General features: G+C 51.7%; 15 protein-coding genes and 1 pseudogene. 2 read left to right on the forward strand and 14 right to left on the reverse strand.

Features of this window, described 5'->3' with window-relative positions; genetic code table 11:
• Window positions 1-165: 165 nt before the first annotated feature.
• A complete protein-coding gene (locus tag ABUA09_RS08050; protein WP_002584958.1) occupies window positions 166-495 on the forward strand; it encodes a plasmid mobilization protein in 330 nt (109 codons plus the stop codon).
• On the forward strand, window positions 456-1,790 hold the full coding sequence (locus ABUA09_RS08055; RefSeq protein ID WP_002584959.1) for a relaxase/mobilization nuclease domain-containing protein: 1,335 nt from the start codon (window positions 456-458) through the stop codon (window positions 1,788-1,790). The genes ABUA09_RS08050 and ABUA09_RS08055 overlap by 40 nt, the downstream gene beginning before the upstream one ends.
• A gap of 201 nt (window positions 1,791-1,991) precedes the next feature.
• Here ABUA09_RS08055 and ABUA09_RS08060 read toward each other — a convergent pair whose 3' ends face one another.
• The 14 genes and pseudogenes from ABUA09_RS08060 to ABUA09_RS08125 all read right to left on the reverse strand — a co-directional run.
• Window positions 1,992-2,201: a transposon-transfer assisting family protein gene (locus ABUA09_RS08060; RefSeq protein WP_002584960.1), complete on the reverse strand. Its 210-nt coding sequence runs from the start codon at window positions 2,199-2,201 to the stop codon at window positions 1,992-1,994.
• A 4-nt stretch (window positions 2,202-2,205) separates the two neighbouring features.
• Window positions 2,206-5,553, reverse strand: coding sequence for a YodL domain-containing protein (locus ABUA09_RS08065; RefSeq protein ID WP_002584961.1), 3,348 nt, complete (start codon window positions 5,551-5,553; stop codon window positions 2,206-2,208).
• 125 nt (window positions 5,554-5,678) lie between these two features.
• Entirely contained in the window at window positions 5,679-6,047 is a 369-nt protein-coding gene (locus tag ABUA09_RS08070; RefSeq protein ID WP_002584962.1) for a cysteine-rich VLP domain-containing protein, read from the reverse strand.
• The gene (locus tag ABUA09_RS08075; RefSeq protein ID WP_002584963.1) at window positions 6,044-8,119 is read right to left on the reverse strand and encodes a type IA DNA topoisomerase; all 2,076 of its coding nucleotides are present in this window, start codon (window positions 8,117-8,119) and stop codon (window positions 6,044-6,046) included. Before ABUA09_RS08075 ends, ABUA09_RS08070 begins: the two co-directional genes overlap by 4 nt.
• On the reverse strand, window positions 8,116-8,865 hold the full coding sequence (locus ABUA09_RS08080) for a DUF4366 domain-containing protein (RefSeq protein WP_002584964.1): 750 nt from the start codon (window positions 8,863-8,865) through the stop codon (window positions 8,116-8,118). Before ABUA09_RS08080 ends, ABUA09_RS08075 begins: the two co-directional genes overlap by 4 nt.
• Window positions 8,855-9,121 (reverse strand): DUF4315 family protein, encoded by a 267-nt coding sequence (locus tag ABUA09_RS08085; protein ID WP_002584965.1) that lies wholly within the window; start codon window positions 9,119-9,121, stop codon window positions 8,855-8,857. The genes ABUA09_RS08080 and ABUA09_RS08085 overlap by 11 nt, the downstream gene beginning before the upstream one ends.
• A gap of 6 nt (window positions 9,122-9,127) precedes the next feature.
• Window positions 9,128-9,850, reverse strand: coding sequence for a phosphoadenosine phosphosulfate reductase domain-containing protein (locus ABUA09_RS08090; protein ID WP_002604475.1), 723 nt, complete (start codon window positions 9,848-9,850; stop codon window positions 9,128-9,130).
• Window positions 9,851-9,863: 13 nt separating this feature from the next.
• A complete protein-coding gene (locus ABUA09_RS08095) occupies window positions 9,864-11,792 on the reverse strand; it encodes a C40 family peptidase (RefSeq protein ID WP_425516017.1) in 1,929 nt (642 codons plus the stop codon).
• A 38-nt stretch (window positions 11,793-11,830) separates the two neighbouring features.
• A complete protein-coding gene (locus ABUA09_RS08100; RefSeq protein WP_002604477.1) occupies window positions 11,831-12,787 on the reverse strand; it encodes a DNA-methyltransferase in 957 nt (318 codons plus the stop codon).
• Entirely contained in the window at window positions 12,784-15,180 is a 2,397-nt protein-coding gene (locus tag ABUA09_RS08105) for a VirB4-like conjugal transfer ATPase, CD1110 family (RefSeq protein ID WP_002604478.1), read from the reverse strand. Before ABUA09_RS08105 ends, ABUA09_RS08100 begins: the two co-directional genes overlap by 4 nt.
• A complete protein-coding gene (locus ABUA09_RS08110; RefSeq protein ID WP_002604479.1) occupies window positions 15,140-15,532 on the reverse strand; it encodes a PrgI family protein in 393 nt (130 codons plus the stop codon). The genes ABUA09_RS08105 and ABUA09_RS08110 overlap by 41 nt, the downstream gene beginning before the upstream one ends.
• Before the next feature lies 1 nt (window position 15,533).
• Window positions 15,534-16,082, reverse strand: a complete 549-nt coding sequence (locus ABUA09_RS08115; RefSeq protein WP_002604480.1) for an MT-A70 family methyltransferase — start codon at window positions 16,080-16,082, stop codon at window positions 15,534-15,536.
• Between the two features lie 10 nt (window positions 16,083-16,092).
• Window positions 16,093-16,956, reverse strand: a complete 864-nt coding sequence (locus ABUA09_RS08120) for a VirB6/TrbL-like conjugal transfer protein, CD1112 family (RefSeq protein ID WP_002604481.1) — start codon at window positions 16,954-16,956, stop codon at window positions 16,093-16,095.
• A gap of 73 nt (window positions 16,957-17,029) precedes the next feature.
• Window positions 17,030-17,113: pseudogene (locus tag ABUA09_RS08125) on the reverse strand (Maff2 family mobile element protein); the annotation flags it as partial.
• Between the last annotated feature and the right edge of the window lie 98 nt (window positions 17,114-17,211).

Below are 17,211 nucleotides of genomic sequence, written 5' to 3' on the forward strand. Positions count from 1 at the left end.
GGCGGCTGCAATCTTTTTTTGCGTCCAAAATCAAAGGAACGCGCAACAAATACCGCCTTTCGGTGGGGGTATGGAGTAGATAGCAAGCACAGCAAACGAGTACCCGTTTGCGGAAAATGCTTGTTGGGATAATCCCAAACCCTTATACCGAAAGGCGGTGCGGAAATGGAAAACCGAAAGAGAAATATACAGATGAAGTTTTACGTTACGGAAGAAGAAAAGCGGCTGATCGACGAGAAGATGAAGCAGCTTCCCATAAAGCAGTATGGGGCATACTTCCGTAAAATGGCGATAGACGGGTATATTCTTGTCGTTGACCGAAGCGACACAAAAGCATATATCCGGGAACTGCAAGCGGTGAGCCGGAACATCAACCAAATTGCAAAACGCGCCAATGCGACGGGGACGGTTTACAGGCAGGATATAGAGGACATTAAAAAGGCGGTGGACGAGATATGGCGGTTACAAAGACGCACCCTATTAAATCAACCTTAAAGGCTGCGATAGACTATATCTTAAATCCCGAAAAGACAGACGGGAAGCTGCTTGCGTCCTCTTTCGGCTGCGGGCTGGAAACCGCCGATATTGAGTTTGCATGGACGCGGGAAGCTGCCGGAGATCGCGGCACACATTTAGGGCGGCACTTGATACAATCCTTTGCGGTGGGAGAAACCACACCGGAAGAAGCGCACAAAATCGGCATGGAACTTGCCGGGGCGGTATTAGGCGGCAAGTATGAGTTTGTTTTGACAACTCACGTCGATAAAGACCATCTGCATAATCACTTGATTTTCAACGCGGTTAGCTTCGTTGACTACAAAAAGTACCATTCCAACAAGCAAAGCTATCACTTTATCCGGCGCACCAGCGACAGGATATGTAAAGAGCATGGGCTATCCGTCGTCGTACCGGGACAGGACAAGGGAAAAAGCTATGCAGAATACACCGCCGAAAAGCAAGGGACAAGCTACAAAGCAAAGCTGAAAACGGCGATAGATACTCTCATTCCCCAAGTGAAAGATTTTGACGAACTGCTGCGCCGCTTGCAGGAAATGGGGTATGAAATCAAACAGGGCAAATACATTTCCTTTCGCGCTGCCGGACAGGAACGGTTTACCCGCACAAAGACGCTCGGCGCGGCCTATACGGAAGAAGCGATAAAGGAGCGTATCAAGGGCGTGTATGTTGCCAAAACAAAAACGCTGCGGGAAGATAAGAAAATCCGGCTTGTCGTCGATCTTGAAAACAGTATCAAAGCCCAACAGTCGGCGGGCTATGAACGGTGGGCAAAAATCCATAATCTGAAACAGGCTGCTAAAAGCATGAACTTCCTAACCGAAAACAAGATTGAGTATTATAGCGAACTTGAAAGCAAGATAGCCGATATTATGACCGCTCATGACGCGGCGGCAAAGGCGGTTAAGGAAGTGGAACAGCGTATGTCTGATTTGTCGCTGCTTATCAAGCACACCACCACATACCGACAGTTAAAACCGATTTACGATGAATACCGAAAATCGCCGGACAAGGAAAAGTATCTGCGGGGGCATGAAAGCGAAATTATCCTGTTTGAAGCTGCGGCAAGGGCATTAAAGGAAATGCAGATAAAGAAGCTGCCCGATCTCGCCGCGCTGCGCAAGGAGTATAGAAGCTTAAACGACAGGAAAACCAAATTGTATGAAGATTATCGGCAAGCCAAGAAGCAAATGCAGGAATACGGCGTTGTCAAAAAGAACGTCGATAGTATTCTTTACCCGTCCCAAAGCAGGGCGCGGGAGCAGGAGCGATAAGGCGCAAAACATGGGGTGGCAAGTGGAATGTTAAGGGCTGAAAACGCCTGTGTTTCTGCGGCTTCCAGCGCATGAAAACGACATAGACGATAAAGTATATTCAAACCCGCAAAAACGGCTTTCTAATTGTCCACGCAAGGACAAAAAAAGAACAGGGGCGCGGTGCCGGAAATCGGCAACCGCGCCCCTGTTCTCTATGGGCTATTCCTCGTCGGTCAAGATAAACTCCCTTTCGGAAAACTCGCTGTCCGTCATGGCTTGCAGCTTGTTCACCGCTGCGGCGGCAAGCTGGCGCATATCCTCGTCCATGTAGGGCATGGCGGCAAGGATATTTTCAAGCGTTGTTTCCCGGCTGTCCTCGGCGTAGATCGCAACAATGTTTTCTTCCTCAATGGTAAAGCGGGTATTCATGCTATCAAACCTCCAAATCCTTTTTATGCTCTTTCTGTTTATCTTTCGGCTGCTGCGCCGCCTGTTTCTTGTATTCGTCCAGCTTCTTCAAAATGGACGGTTTTTTCTGCGGCTGTTCCCGTTTCTCGGCTTTTACCGCTTTTGCAAGGTCGGTAACGGAAATCGCTTCCCCCGCCTTTGCCCGCTGCTCAAAATCTGCAACGGTGGGCGTTTGCGGCGTATTGTTGATAAGCCCGTCAAAATTGTTGTCGTTCTGCTCTATGGTGTCCTCGACGTGCTTTAAGGGATTATCCCGCTGCGGCTGCTCGGCGGCTATGGCATAAGCCTGTGTGCCATTCCCCATAATGAGATACTTCCCGTCCTCCGACGCATGGTGAAAACCAAATCCCGCCGCTTCGATCTGTTCACGGCTCATATCGGTAATATGAAAATTGCCCCTCGGCGTTCTAACGGTTTCACCCGTCAAAAGGCTGTCGGGGGTCGCTTCCGGCTGCTGCTTTTCAAGCTGCCCGTCCTTGTAGGAATATCCTTGCGCCGCGATTGCTTCAAGGGTCTTGCCCGTAACGTCGCCATAAATCCGCTTGTCTGCGTCAACCAGCATTTGCAAAGTGTCTTGTACGGTGTCGGACAAGGCTTGCTGCTGTTCGGGCGGCAGCTTGTCAAATACGGGGGTCTGCTGCTCCTGCAAAAACTCCGGCACTTGCTGAAAACCGATACTGTCTACATAGTGGGCGGTGTCCTCGTCGTTCTGATGAAGCACAACAATGTCGGAAACGGAAAGGCTATGCCCCTTAAAGTCGGCGGGGTGGTCGATATTAAACCTTTCCCAAATGTCGCCCAGCGTCATATCCTTTGTAAGCGGTGCAGTATAGACGAGTTCATAATTTACCCGGTCAATGGTAAGTCCAGCCGCTTGCAGACGGTCATAAGGCTCAAAGCGCAAGTCCCTTGTTTCGTCCCCGCGCTTTAACTGATAAATGGAAAAGGTATCGCCCTGCTCCTGCTCGGCTTGCCGCTGCTGCTGCAACTCGGTAAAATGCCCCTCAATCTCGGTAATGAGTTCCTTTGCGGTGGTCTGTATTGTTTCAAGGGACGCTTTTAACTCGGTCATTTCCTTGCCGCTGCTCCAACCAGCCACATAGCCGAAAGAGTAATCGGAAGTATCAAGGCCGAAATGCTGGCAAACCGTATAAGCGACGCTTTCCGCTTCTACCTCGCAGGTATGGCGGTCAACGCGGTTTTGCTGCTCCGGCGGGGCGTTTAAGTCTACGTCGTGCAGCTTCGCATGGGCGATTTCGTGAATGGCGGTCTTTACCGCCTGTAATTCACTCACGCCCTCTTTGATTGCAATACGCTTGTCGGTCAAACTGAAATACCCATTTGCGCCGTTTGTGATCTGCTCAAATGCAATCGGGACGGGGGACGCTTTTTCAAGGGCGGCGAAAAAATCCTCGTACTGCTCCACATCGGCAAGCAGCGGTTTAACGGAAAGGTCGGGAAACTCCTTGCCCTCGGTCTGCGAAATATCAAAGACGGTTATAACCTTAAAGGCGGGGACGGTGATTTCCTTTTCTTCCTTTACCACTTTTCCCTCGCGGTCAAGCATGGGCTTTCTCGTTTCGGGGTCGATTTTATCAACCAGCTTTTTCACCTTGTAGGGCGCGGGGGCAAAGATTTTAATGCCTTTCTCGCCTTTCTTTACATGGCGGTCAAACTCCTTTTCCCATTGACGGAAGCCCATTACCAAATTGCCGCCCTGCATAGCAATTAGGATAGTGTTATTCAAACTATAATCATGGAACTTTGACATAGCGGTTAGAAACTCTTTGTAGCGGTCGCTGTCAAAAATCGCCTGTACGCCCTGTTCCAAACGCGCGGTGATCTCCTTTACCTTTTCGGCGGGCTTTTCGGAAGTAAGGATAATGGGGACGACGGGGCGGGGCTGCTGCGGCTCTGCGGCCTGTGCGTCTGCTTGCTGCGTTTCGGCTGCGTCCATATAGGCTTTGTCCTGTTCGCCGCGCTCCGGCTGCGGGTAACTCATAATGCGGTATTCTTCCGGCACTTCGCGCCCCTCAAACTGCCGTTCCCACTCGTCGCCGCTTTCCACGATATAGCCGTACTCGGTAAACGCGCCTTTTTCCTGCGCGGCAGCGTTCCTGCCAAAAGTAGAAAGGTCAATGCCGCCTTTCCATTCTTCGGGCATTTGTACCATGCCGGATTGATTTAAGTAATAGTCGCCCAAATCGTGGTAGTTATGTACTTCGGGGATATGGACGTAAAAATCCACGTTGTAGGTGAAGTCAATTACCTGTCCAATATTTGCAAGCCCGTTTTTCTGCTGCAAAGCTGCGTTCAGCTTGCCAACCTCGGCGGGGTCAAGCTGTTCGAGCCGCGCCGCAAGAAAATTGAGTTCGTCCACGTCGGCGGCGCATACCATTTCATAAGGCAAGGCAATATGTTTCTCCGGGTCGTCGGAATAGCCGCGAATGGAAAAATCCTGCGGGTTGTCGGCGGTAATGCCGACGTTCCGCATAGCTTCGTGCAACTGCTCCTTTGTGGCGGGCATATCCAACCAATAGCCGCCGGGGTCGCCCGCGTCAAAGCGGCTGCGGTTGCCTATCATAATAGAAAACTGTTCGCTCATGTGTTCACGCTCCTTTTCCTGCCCGGTATTTTCGGGGATAGCTGCCGCCTGTTGCTGCTGCGGGGGTTCTTCGCCCTCTATGGTGTAGTCCGGCATGAGCATACCGTTTACTTTGAAATAGTCGGCGTACTCCTGCGGGATAGGCGGGGAGATTTCCGTAAACAAGCGGTCATACGCTTTGATACGCCCATTCAGATACTTTTCCATAGCTGCCTTGTCGGTGAAAACCTTTCTATCTTGTCCGGCAATCTTCGCTTGGGTTCTGCTTGGGCTGTTGGTGCGCACGCTCCATGTAAGCGTCCATGAATACGGGATAGATTTCTGCGCTTCTTTGTCGTAGCGGGTATTCTCGTAAATGTAGTAATTCATCTGATATACCCGATTGCTGCGAATATGGCGGTTATGCTCGGTGGTCTGCCACTCGTTAGCGGTGTGCTGGACGTGCGGCGTTCTCACATATTCAAGTGTTTTATCCAGCAAAAGCGTTCTTCCCGCCTGTTCTTCCCATGCGGCGGCGCGTTCTTTAAGGTCGTCAAAAATCGCCTGTTCTGCCGCCGCGCTTTCGCTGCGCATGGAAAGTAGCTGCGCAATCGGCAAGGAAGCATAAGGGGCAATCTCCCTGTCCTTTGCTTCAAAATATATCCGGCGTTCTATCCGCATGGTTTCGGCGGCTTCTAATTTGTCATGGTCGTATGAGGAATACGGCATATTCTTTCATCACGTCCTTTCTCGGTCATATAAGGGTTTGGGACTATCCCAACAAGCAAAATGCCCGCGCTCTCTATGGGAAGCGCGGGCATTTCTCGCAAACGGGTACTCGTTTGCTGTGCTTGCTATGTAGTTGTTTTTATCCGTAAACGCCTGTTTCTCTCGCTTTGGGCTTTCTGTCTGCGGCGTATCTTTGCCGCGCAATCGGGGCAGTATTTCGCCCGGTTGCTGCCCGCCGCAAACGTGCTGCCGCATACCGCGCAACGCTTCAAATCGGTTTCCCCGCTGCGGGTGATCTGTTCGCAAAGCTGCCTGTCGGCGGGTAATACCGCTTCGCGGAAATAGCGGCATAGCAGCGAATAGCTGATACTCTGCACACAAACGCAAGTTTCCCCGTCGTCCAGCAGCAGACAATTCCCGCAATCGTTGTTTGCACAAGCGGCGCGGGTCATTTTCTTTACGGCGCGGTATTGCTTTTCATCAAGCCTTATCATTTTCGGTTCTGCTCGACGCGGAAGTTTACATACTTGCCGCCTGTGTCGGCAAGCAGCACAACTCCGTCAAAGGTCTTTCCCGTCTTGGTCGAGTACATACCTTTGATTTTTACCTTTCCGTCTTTCAAAAGGGCGGCGGCAATCGCCTTTGTGAAAGCCTTTTTGCGCTGCTCAAAAAAGCGGTCATTCTTCCACATCACAAAGCTGCAAGCCCTGTCGGAGCAGTAAAAGTTTTTCTTGCCCTCGTAAACCGCCGCGCCGCAACGGGGGCAAGTGCCGATTGCTTCCCGCTGCGGGGTAAACAGCTTCGCTTTATCCTCGGAAATCGCGGAATAGGTCTTGACAAGCCCCGCTGTCATTTCCTCAATCCCGCGCATGAAGTCGGCGGGGCTGTCGCTGCCCTTTGCAATCCCGGTAAGGCGCGTTTCCCATTCTGCCGTAAGCTGCGGGGACGTAAGGCTGTCGGGCAGAATAGCGACAAGGTTATACCCGTCCTTTGTGGGGATTAGCTTTTTGCCCTTGCGCTCGGCAAAGCCCGCGCTAATGAGTTTTTCAATGATACCCGCCCGCGTCGCGGTGGTGCCTAACCCTTTGCGCTCCGCGTCCTCCGGCGTGTCCTCCTTTCCCGCACTCTCCATAGCCGAAAGTAACGTATCTTCGGTAAATGCCTTTGGGGGCTGCGTGTAACGTTCGGAGATCTCCGCTGCCGGATTGTCAAAGGTCTGCCCCTCGGCAAGCGGGGGTAAAACCGCTTCCGGCTCTGCGTCCTCGTCCTGTTCCCCGGACGCGGCGCGGGATAGTCTTTCAATCTCGCGCCAACCCTCGCAAAGCGTCGTCCTGCCCTTTGCGGTAAAGGTATAGCCGCCGCAAGTGAAAACCGCCGTAACCGCTTCATACTCATAGGGCGCGGCAACGGCGCAAAGCAGTTTTGCGCACACAAGGGTCATTAGCTTTTTCTCACTTTCGGCAAGGGAAGAAAAGCCCGTTTTCACAAACTCCGCTGTCGGCAAAATGGCGTGATGGTCGGTTACTTTGCTGTTGTCGCAAATCCTCGCAAGGTCGGCTTGCAGCTTCACGCCCTGCATAAAGGGGAGAGCAGCGCAAAGGCCGGTGATAAGTTCCTTTGTGCTGCCCTCCATATCGGAAGTGATATATTTGCTGTCGGTGCGGGGATAGGTCAAAAGCCGTTTTTCATAAAGGGCTTGCGCATAGTCAAGGGTCTGTTTCGCCGTAAACCCATACAAACGGTTTGCTTCCCGCTGCAAGGCGGTGAGGTCAAACAGTTTCGGCGGGGCTGCGGTCTTTTTCTCTTTTTTAAGGGAAGTACAAACGGCCTGCGATTTCTCGCAAGCCGCTTTCATCTGCCGCGCCGCCGCTTCGTCGTCCTGCCTTTCGGAAAGGGCGGCAACGCCGCCAACGTCCAGCCGGACGACATGATATTTCTCTTTCTTAAAGCTGCTGATTGCATAGTCGCGGTTTACCAGCATAGCAAGGGTGGGCGTTTGCACTCTGCCGACATTCAATGTTTTATGGTAGAGGATAGAGAAAAGGCGGGTCGCGTTAATGCCAATGAGCCAATCGGCCTTTGCTCTGCAAAGCGCGGATTGATAGAGGTTGTCATAGCCGCGCCCGTCTTTGAGATTTGAAAAGCCCTCGCGGATTGCACTTGCTTCCATGCTGCTAATCCAAAGGCGGGAAAAGGGCTTTTTGCAATTCGCCTGTTCATAGACAAAGCGGAAAATGAGTTCCCCCTCGCGCCCGCTGTCGCAAGCATTGATAATCTCGGTAACGTCGCTGCGGTGCATAAGGTCTTTGAGAATGGAAAACTGCTGCTCCTTGCCGCTGGCAACAATAAACTGCCACTCCTGCGGGACAATGGGAAGATCGTCGTACTTCCATTTACGGAATTGTTCATTGTAGGTCGCCGCGTCTGCAAGGCTAATCAAATGCCCGATACACCACGACACAAGGTAGCCGCCGCCCTCAAAATATCCGCTGCGCTTTTCATTCGCGCCCATAACGGCGGCAATCGCCGCCCCGACGCTCGGTTTTTCTGCAATTACAAGTTTCATAGATTATCGTCCTCCTGCTCGGTCTGTTCGGTTTCGACTACTTCCGTTTCCTCGTCGTCCTCGTCAAAATCAAGGTCGTCAAGGCTGCTGCTGCCTTTCGCCGCGTCCTTTTTGGGCTTCAAAATCTTAAAGTAGTAGAACGCGCCGCCGCCCGCTGCGGCAACAAGCAGCACGACAAGCAGAATACCCATGCCGCCGCCTTTTTCTTCTTCCGGCGGCTGCTCGGTTTCTTCCGGCTCCGGCTCGGCTTCCACACCCGCGCACTCGCTCATGTTGACGCTGCAAACCGGGCAAGCGGTGTTGACGCTTCCGGCAACGCATTTATCGGTGCAGCTACAAACGGGGGCTTCGGTCTGCCCGTCCTCCATAAGGGCGGTTAAATCCGCTTCGTCCACTTGGTTAAGGAAATGGACGGTATTTTCCCCGTCCTCGGCGCGGTCAATGATGATGTAAAAATAGTTGCCACTTTTGGTAACGACGGTGATAAACTGCTTGTCGCCGGACGCTTCACCCGTTATATCGTCCACAAGGGACATATTCCCGTCCGGGGTAAGGGGCTGCGGCTCATAGCCGCCCGTCGTTTCTTCCGGCTCGGTTTCCGGCGCGGGGGTTTCCTCGGTTACGGGGGTAGGCGTGTCGTCGCTTTCATCGCCACCGCCCGCATAAGCGGTAACAGAAAAGCCGCACATGATAACCAGTGCGGCAAGCAATACGGTAAACTTTCGGATTATCTTTTTATTCTTCATTGTCGTTGTCCTCCTGTTCGGCGGGGTAAGTGGCTTCCGGCTGCGGCAAGGTGATTTCGCCGCTGGCGTAAGCGGAGAGGAACGCGGCAAGCTGCGTCCCGTCAAGGTGTACCGCCTTTACCATTTGCACGATCTGCGCGTTTTCTTCCTCGACTTTCTGCGCTTCAAGGTCTTTCAGCTTCTTTTGCTGTTCAAGGATTTTTGCCCTCGTTTTCTCAATATCCCTTTCGATACGGTCAAGTTTCGTGTTCGCCATAGTCATTTACTCCTTTCCAAACTGTTCTTTCCATGAATAGCTGCGCCCCAATCCCTTAACGGTTTTAAGATAGGGCATAGCGTTTTCTTCCAAAGTCGCCGCCCGGTTAAATAGATCGGGATAGTGTTCTTTGAGATATAAAATCTCTTGTTTCTTCATGCTCGGACAAAAGAAACAGGACGATTTACCCGGCTGCGGCAATCCTGCCGCTTTGATTTCCCGGATACAATCGTCCCTGTTCCAGCCCCATTCTTCAATGAGGGGGTAGCGGTTATGATATTTTTTGTCGGCTTCGTTGTACTTGCGGGAATGTTCATACCGTTTCACTTCTCCCGCGTCATAGCCGATATAGCGGTTGACTTTCTCGCCGCGCTGCCATACTTCGCGGCAAGGCGCATAGTGGTTGCAAAACTTTTCCTGCGGTGCGATTTTGTGTTTCTGCGAACAACGCTTATGCCCGTAGGCAATCGACGGGAGCGTATGAGAGCGCAAGCACTCGGTTTCAAGAGATAGGCGGTTGCCGTAGCGGTCAACATACTGCACAACGGTAATCTGCGGCATACCGTGTTCCGCAAGCCATTGATTGATTATCTCGATAAATTGATAGGTATGCGGGTGTTCCGCGCCCGTATCGGCAAAGGTGATAAGGTCAATCGGGATTTTGTGCTTGTATAGGCCAATAAGTAAGGCGGCACTATTCGTGCCGCCGCCAAAAGATACAATATTCATTTTTCAACTCCTTTTAATTGTAATTTAACCGCCCGTAGGCGTAAAAGTGGGATTGCCAATAGCTGGTGTCCAGCTTTGAATACTGGATAGGGTCGCCACAATGCAGCATGACGGGGCTTCCGTCCCCGTCCTCGCCCACATAAATCCCCACATGGGAAACGCCGGGGGTGTCGTATGTACCCGTAAAGAACACCAAATCCCCCGGCTGCGGGTTAGAAACAGGGGTTGAGATGTTGTAAAGCCCTTGCGCCCCAAGTCTGCCCGTATTGTATAGGCCGCTGTTCGTCAACACATAACTCACAAAGCCGCTGCAATCAAAAGAGGTTTCCGGGGTGCTGCCGCCCCACACATAGGGAAAACCGACGTATTTATCTGCTTCCTCCATGAGCCGCGCAAACTTTTCATCGGAACCCAGCAGCGCGGCGGGTACTTCATAATCGGCGGGCGGGTTTTCATAGTATTTAGACACATAGCCGGATTGCGGGAAAAGGTCGGGTCTGTTTCCCAGCGACGACATATACATAGCGTACATGGATAGCTGTTCTTCGCCCATGATGTAAACGGGGACATGGGAGAGGTTGAAGTTTTCCAAATCCACATGAAGAATGTAATAGTTATAGGGGACTTCAACCGTATAGGGGTTGCCCTCGCTGTCCGTCCTTGTTTCGGTGCGGTAGCGTACCTGTACTTCTTCCTCGACCGTCAAGATATACTGTTTCTCAAAGAGCATTTCAAGGGTGCTTTGCACTTCATCGAGTGTAAACACGCCCTCATGCCACGCGGAAAGGATAGAAATTAGCACATAGGGGTCATGCTCGATCTCGTCCGCGTTTACCCGGTATTCGTCATAGCCGGGGTATTCGCTTTCGATATTGTCCAGCATATCTTGTAACTCGGCTTCCATAGCGGCATACGCGCTTTCCGCGCCCGTTATATCCGCGTCCTCGGAGAGATAGGACGACGCAATCAAGCCGCTGCCGCTGTTGCCGCCAAAGAGGGAGCAAGAGGACAGCCCGCCGAAAAGCAGCAGCACGATAAAGGCAATCCCGCCCACAATCAAGCAGCCTTTCCAATGCCGGACAACAAAGAACGTCGCCCGTTTGGTTTCCTGCGCGGTTTTCTTCGCCGCCTTTGCGGTGGCTTCAGCGGTTTTTTTCGCTTTGCCGCCCGCTTTCAGCGTTTTTGCATACTGCTTTTTAATGCGCTGCTTCTGCCAAAAACGGGAAATGGGGTTGGAGTGCGCAAGCGCGGGGTTATCGTGCAACGCCTTTTGATAGAGAAAATCTGCGTTTGCCTTTACCGCTTGTTTTTCCGCTGCCGCCGCTGCCCGGTAGGGTTTCAGCTTATGGCGGCGTATGCCGCCCTTAACTGCCCGCGCCGCCATGCCGCCCGCTTTCTCTCCGGCAAGTTCTACCCGGTGCCCGCTTTCCACACCGACGTTTTCTTTCTCTACCTCGTAGATTTTCCCATGTACGGTACTGTTTAACTCCTGTGCCGGACGGGATAAGGGGTTATGCCGCAACTTGCCGTTTGGGGGCTTATCCGTCTTTTCAAAGGAAAGGCGCGTCTTTGCCTTGCCTTTCGCTTCGTCAAAAACGCGCTCTTTCTTGATTTTGGTCTGCTTGGGGATAGCCGCCCGCGCTGCGTCTAAACAGTCTGCCGCCTTATCCGATTTCTTGATCGCTTTTTGAAGTTCCGGCGTTGCCCGTTCCGCTTCGGAAAACTGCAAGCGGGAAGAATGGGTTTTAGGCTGCGTCGCGTCAAGGGCTTTTTTCTCCGCGCCTTTTGCTGCGTGTCGCTCAATCTCTGCGCCGATATGCTGCACAACCTTTTCCGCTGCCACCCCTGCGGGGGCTGAATAGTTTTCTTCCTGCGGCCTTTCGCTGATACTGGACGTTTCGCCCGTCGTGAGGTTTTCCGCAACCGCACCGTCGCGGGTCATTTTTTGCGTTACCTTGTCGGGGGCTTTCAGTTCCTTGCTCAATCTTCATCACCTCCAATCCGCTGTTTTGCAAGTTCGCAATAGTCGGGGTTTAACTCAATGCCGATATAGCGGCGGTTAAGCCGTTTTGCTACCATGCCCGTCGTGCCGCTGCCGAAAAAGGGGTCAAGGACAATCCCGCCGATGGGACAGCCCGCCAAAATGCACGTTTCCGCAAGTTTCGGCGGGAACGCTGCGAAATGCCCGCCATGATAGCCGACATTGTTAATCTGCCAAACGTTGCGGCGGCTGCGGACGGGAGAAATCAACTCGTCGGCGTATGCGCCCTTTTCGCGGGGGCGGTTGATTTTCTGCGGTTGGTTTTGCCCCGGAACAGTAACGTTATACTTATTTCCTTTGCTAACTCCGCTTTTCAGCCGCCCCGCCGTTGTGGGGGCTATCGGCTCGGCTACTGCTTGCCAATCGTAATAATACTTCTTTGACTTGGTAAGCAGAAACACATATTCATAGCAGCGGGTCGGCCTGTCCCGCGTGCTTTCCGGCATGGGGTTTGTTTTGTGCCAAATGATAGAACTGCGCAAATACCAACCGTCGCCCCGCAAGGCGAGGGCTACAAGCCACGGAATACCAATTAAATCTTTGGGCTTGCAGCCGGGGGCGCGGTGGTTAAACGCCACTTGCTGCCCGTTCCTGCCTTTGGGGTATTTGGGGTCTTGGTGGTCGGCTTTGCTGCCTGTGCCGCAATAAGTGTCCGCGATATTCAGCCAACAAGTACCCTCCGGCGTAAGCACCCGCTTTACCTCATGGAATACCGCCGTAATACGGGAAACATATTCCTCCGGCGTTGCTTCCCGTCCGATCTGCCCGTCTGCGCCGTAGTCCCGCAAGGCATAGTAGGGTGGGGACGTTACGCAACAATCAACTGCATTTTCCGGCAAGGTTTGAAGCACCTGCAAGCTGTCGCCGCAATAGATTTTGTCCATTTCTATCCTCATGCCGACACCTCGCCGGGTTTGGTCGTCATTACACGATAGAGTTCCGTATCTTGCGGGAAACGGTCAATAAAGGGCAAAATCACGTTGCCATAGAAGATAAGCCCCTCGCCCGCGTCGGAATGGGTTACATAGGTCATTTGCTGCTGCGAAATGTTAAGCTGCTTTGCAAGGATTTCCCTGTCGCCCTGGGCTTGGTTGAGCATATACACAAAATCGCTGTTTTCAAAAATGTTCTCCACCTCGCGGGACGATAACAAATCTTTCACGTTTTGGGTGATACCTGTCGGAATACCGCCCCATTTTCTAAAACGCTTCCAAATCTCAACGCTGTACGCTGCGGTCTGTTCCTCTTTGAGCAGCAAATGAAACTCGTCGATATAGTACCGCGTCGCCTTGCCTTCGCTGCGGTTTATGGTAACTCTGTTCCAAACTTGATCTTGGACAATGAGCATACCGAGTTTTCGTAGCTGGGTGCCGAGTTCTTTAATATCAAAGCAGACAAGGCGGTTGTGAATGTCAACGTTTGTTTGGTGGTTAAACACGTTCAAACTGCCATTTACATAGAGTTCCAATGCCGACGCGATACGCTGCGCTTCCTTTTCCGGCTGCTTCTTGATTTCATTGTAGAGGTCGCCCAAAATCGGCATATTCTCCGGCTTCGGGTCTGCAAGGTAGCTGCGGTACACGCTGATAACGGCGCGGTCAATCAAAGTCTTTTCAACCGCTTCCAGCCCGTTTTTGCCGCCCATAATCAACTCGCAAAAGGAAAGGATAAAATCGCTCTTTAAGGCTATGGGCGTGTCGCCCTCGCTGTAATTGAGGTTTATATCCATCGGGTTAATGTACTGCGTGCTGTTCTGCGAAACCTTGATAACCTGCCCTTTCAGCCGTTCCACAAGGGGGTAATATTCCGCTTCCGGGTCGCAAATGATAATATCGTCTGCGGTAATGAGAAAAGCGTTGGTGATCTCGCGCTTTGCCGAAAAACTCTTGCCGCTGCCGGGTGTGCCGAGTATCAAGCCGTTAGGGTTCTTCAGCCTTTTCCTGTCGCACAAAATCATGTTATTCGATAATGCGTTTAAGCCGTAATACAACGCTTCGCCGCTTTGGAACAGCTCTTGTACCGTAAAGGGGACGAAAATGGCGGTGCTGGAAGTCGTCAAGCCCCGCTGGATTTGGATTAGGTTTTCGCCCAATGGGATAGAGGACATAAGCCCCTGTTCCTGCCGGTAGTCAAGGCGGGTGAGCATACAGTTGTATTTCTGTGCGATACTTGCGGCCTGAAATACGTCGTTGTCCAATTTCTGCTTTGTGTCTGCCACATTCAAAACTAACAGCGTAAGCAAAAACATTCGCTCGTTCCGGCTCTGCAAATCCCGCAAAAGGTTTTTCGCTTCGCCGCCGTAGGTGGCAAGGTCGGACGGAATTATATCCATATCGTAGCCGCTGCGGATTGCCTTTTTCTGTTCCTCGATTTTCATACGGTCAAGGTCGGTGATTTTCCGCTTGATCGTCTTGATCGCTTCGTTGTGGTCGATACTCTGAATGTGCAGATTGACGACAATCCCGTTTTCCGCTTCCATGAAGTCGGCAAGCATACGGTCTGAAAGTTCCGGCGCGGCAATCTGCAAAAAGGAAACCGCGCCAAACTTCCCGCCCATTTGAAACATTCGCCCGTCGCCAAAACGGAAAGAGGACGGGGCAATAAAGTCTTTGACGGAAAGGCCGCTTACGGGTAGCCATTCCCACGCAAAGTTGAAGCGTTCCCCGTCCGGGTGGAAAAGCCCATGCAGCACTTCAAGCCGCTGCTTCCCGTCCAATACCCGCGCCGCCGCGCCGATCACCTTAAAATGGTTGAGGGTGTCCGTTTCGATACGGGCAAGCCGCGCCCGCGCCGATTTAATATCTTTTGCTTCAATGGTAAAGGTGAGAAACTTTGTCTTGATAAGCCCGTTGTTGCCGCGTTCAAGCTGTGTTTGCAGCATTTCGGTGTATTCGGCTCTGATACTGTCAAAGTCGTCATTCTGTGGGGCAATCGTGATACTGCTCTTGAAATCCTCCTTGTTCGCATGGCGGCTGATTAAGGAAAGCTGCACACTGATAGAAGCGTCAAAAGAGTTATACATATCGCAAAGGGCTTCAAAAATGGCGGTCTTGTCGTCCGGCTGCGCAAGCTGATAGTTAATATCTTCAAACTCAATGCACTTGGAATACCGCCCGTTTGCAAGGCGGCAAATCCCGTCCTTATACATTCGTTCAAACGGTATGCTGTCCTGCGCCGTATGGGGCTTCCCGTCGCCCTTTGACTGCCGGATAAGCGCGTCGATCTGTTTCTTTTCCTGCCGCGTAAGTTTACGCTTTTTGTTTTGGGTCTTTCCCTTTTCCTTTGACAATCGCCCGTACCTCCTTATCTAATCGCTCCTGCCGCGCAAGGGCGGTATAAAAATTGTTGGTCTGATAAGGTCGCTCTTTGGGGCGAAGAAACTTCACTTCCACAAATTGCCGTATAATCACTTCCAGCGGTTGCCCGTTCTTCTCGTACATAGCGAGTAGGAACATGGGCAGCATGGCAAGCACCATGCACAAAGCCGCCGTTGTCGTTCCCGCGCTGTCCTTTGTCAAAAAGAATAGCGGTAGCCCGATAGCCACCGCCGCGCCGAAACAGAGTAATTGTCTTTTGGTAAGGTTGAACATTACCTTGCTCTTGATTTTGGTTAAATCCTTTGGGACGGTTACATACGCCATTTCAAACCTCCTTTCCGGCAAACCGTATGTCGCTTTTGATTTCATTTCCCCATACGTCCCAACCAGGGGTATGCTGCCTTGCAAACAGTTCAATACGCGGTAGGTCGCCCATAAGGGCAAGTATCTTTTCCCGCGTTATATCCGGCTTTTTGCTGTGCTGCTCAACAGGGGAAATAATAAATTGATGTACCTTGTTTGATTGTCGCTTCGGGTGTCCTTTGGTAGCAAGCAAGCAGATTTCCGCATTTCCTCGCGTCCAAAAGCCCAAGCCATAAAACCAAGTGGGCGATTTCCGATTTTGCTTTAACCATACAAAGGCAACGGATTTATAGGTAAATCCCCAAGCCTTGATTAACTGCAACGCTTCTTTAAGCTGCGGGAACGTCGCCCATAGGAATAAAATACAGTCCTTATCCGCAATTTCTTTGACGGGTAAAGCGCAAAGTTCCTCAATACTCATAGTGGGATAGTGCTTTTCCGCTGCGCCCTGTACCTTGCTTCTCGCGTATCTCCAAGGGGGATCGGCGTAAATGATTTTGTATTTCTTCATCTGCACCCCCTTAATGCGCGCTGAATACGGATTTTGCAAGGCTTCCCGTTTTGAAAAGCGTAAAACACAAGAGGACGGTATAGCCCATGCAAGACCAGATCGCGCCGGATATGTCATCGGTTGCTGCGATTGTCTGTATCAAAACCGCATAAATACCGACGCACACAAGAATTAGAAAAGCCTGAAAACCGAGGGCAAGCAAGGATTTTAAGTAGTTCTGTCCCATGCCGCCCCATTCACGATTTACCATTGTCGCAACGGGGATAGGGGCGATACTCGTTACAAGGTATATTTCAATCATGCGCCCGTACACCACCAGCATGATACAGATAGACAACGCTTTCATGGTAAGCCCCACAAAGAGTGATTGAAACCATAGCCCCAAAAGCCCGCCGACGCTCATAGCGTCCAGCTTTGCTTCTATATCGGTGATAACGGTTGCAATATCTATGCTTGTGTCGGATATGATAACGCCCGCGCTGTCGTTGACGACGCTCTGTGTAATGTCAAATACGCCCATGACGATGTTCCAAGTATTTGTTACCAGCAGCACCGCAACAAAGGTTTTGAAAATCCACTTGAAGAAAATCCAAGTGTCGAGATCGTGCAGATTGTTTTTCTCAATTACAAGCTGGATTAGTTCGTAGCACATGACAAAGGTAATGATAACGCCCGCAATCGGCACAATGACGTTTTCCGATAGGCTGCGTATCATATTGAATATGCCCGCGTTCCACCCGGCGGGGGTTGTGCCGACTTGCGTTGCGATTTCTCCAACCTCTGTATTTACGCTGTCGAACAGCCCGGAGAGATTAGAGAGTATTCCGTCTGTCAAAATGCCGCGAAACCAATCTTCAATCATCTGCCATATCAAAAGCTAATCCCTCCTTTCCCGCGCCCTCCCGCGTGAAGCGGGAGAGCGCGGCGGGTAGTGTTAGTTTGTGGCATTATCCAAACAGGCCGGAGAGCAGCGGGACAAGGGTAAGGCCGATAAGGGCAACGCCGCCGCCCGCCATCAACTGTTTTATCCCCAATTAGGTGTAAAAACTCTACTCGATGGCGGGCGGCGGCGTACAAAAAATCTATATGGTGTTGTTAAGAGAACCGTCCCGGCGGGACAGGTCAGGCA

Origin of the sequence: Intestinimonas sp. RTP31139st1_F5_RTP31139_211217 (assembly GCF_040226735.1) — a bacterium.
Taxonomy (GTDB): domain Bacteria; phylum Bacillota; class Clostridia; order Oscillospirales; family Oscillospiraceae; genus Intestinimonas; species Intestinimonas butyriciproducens.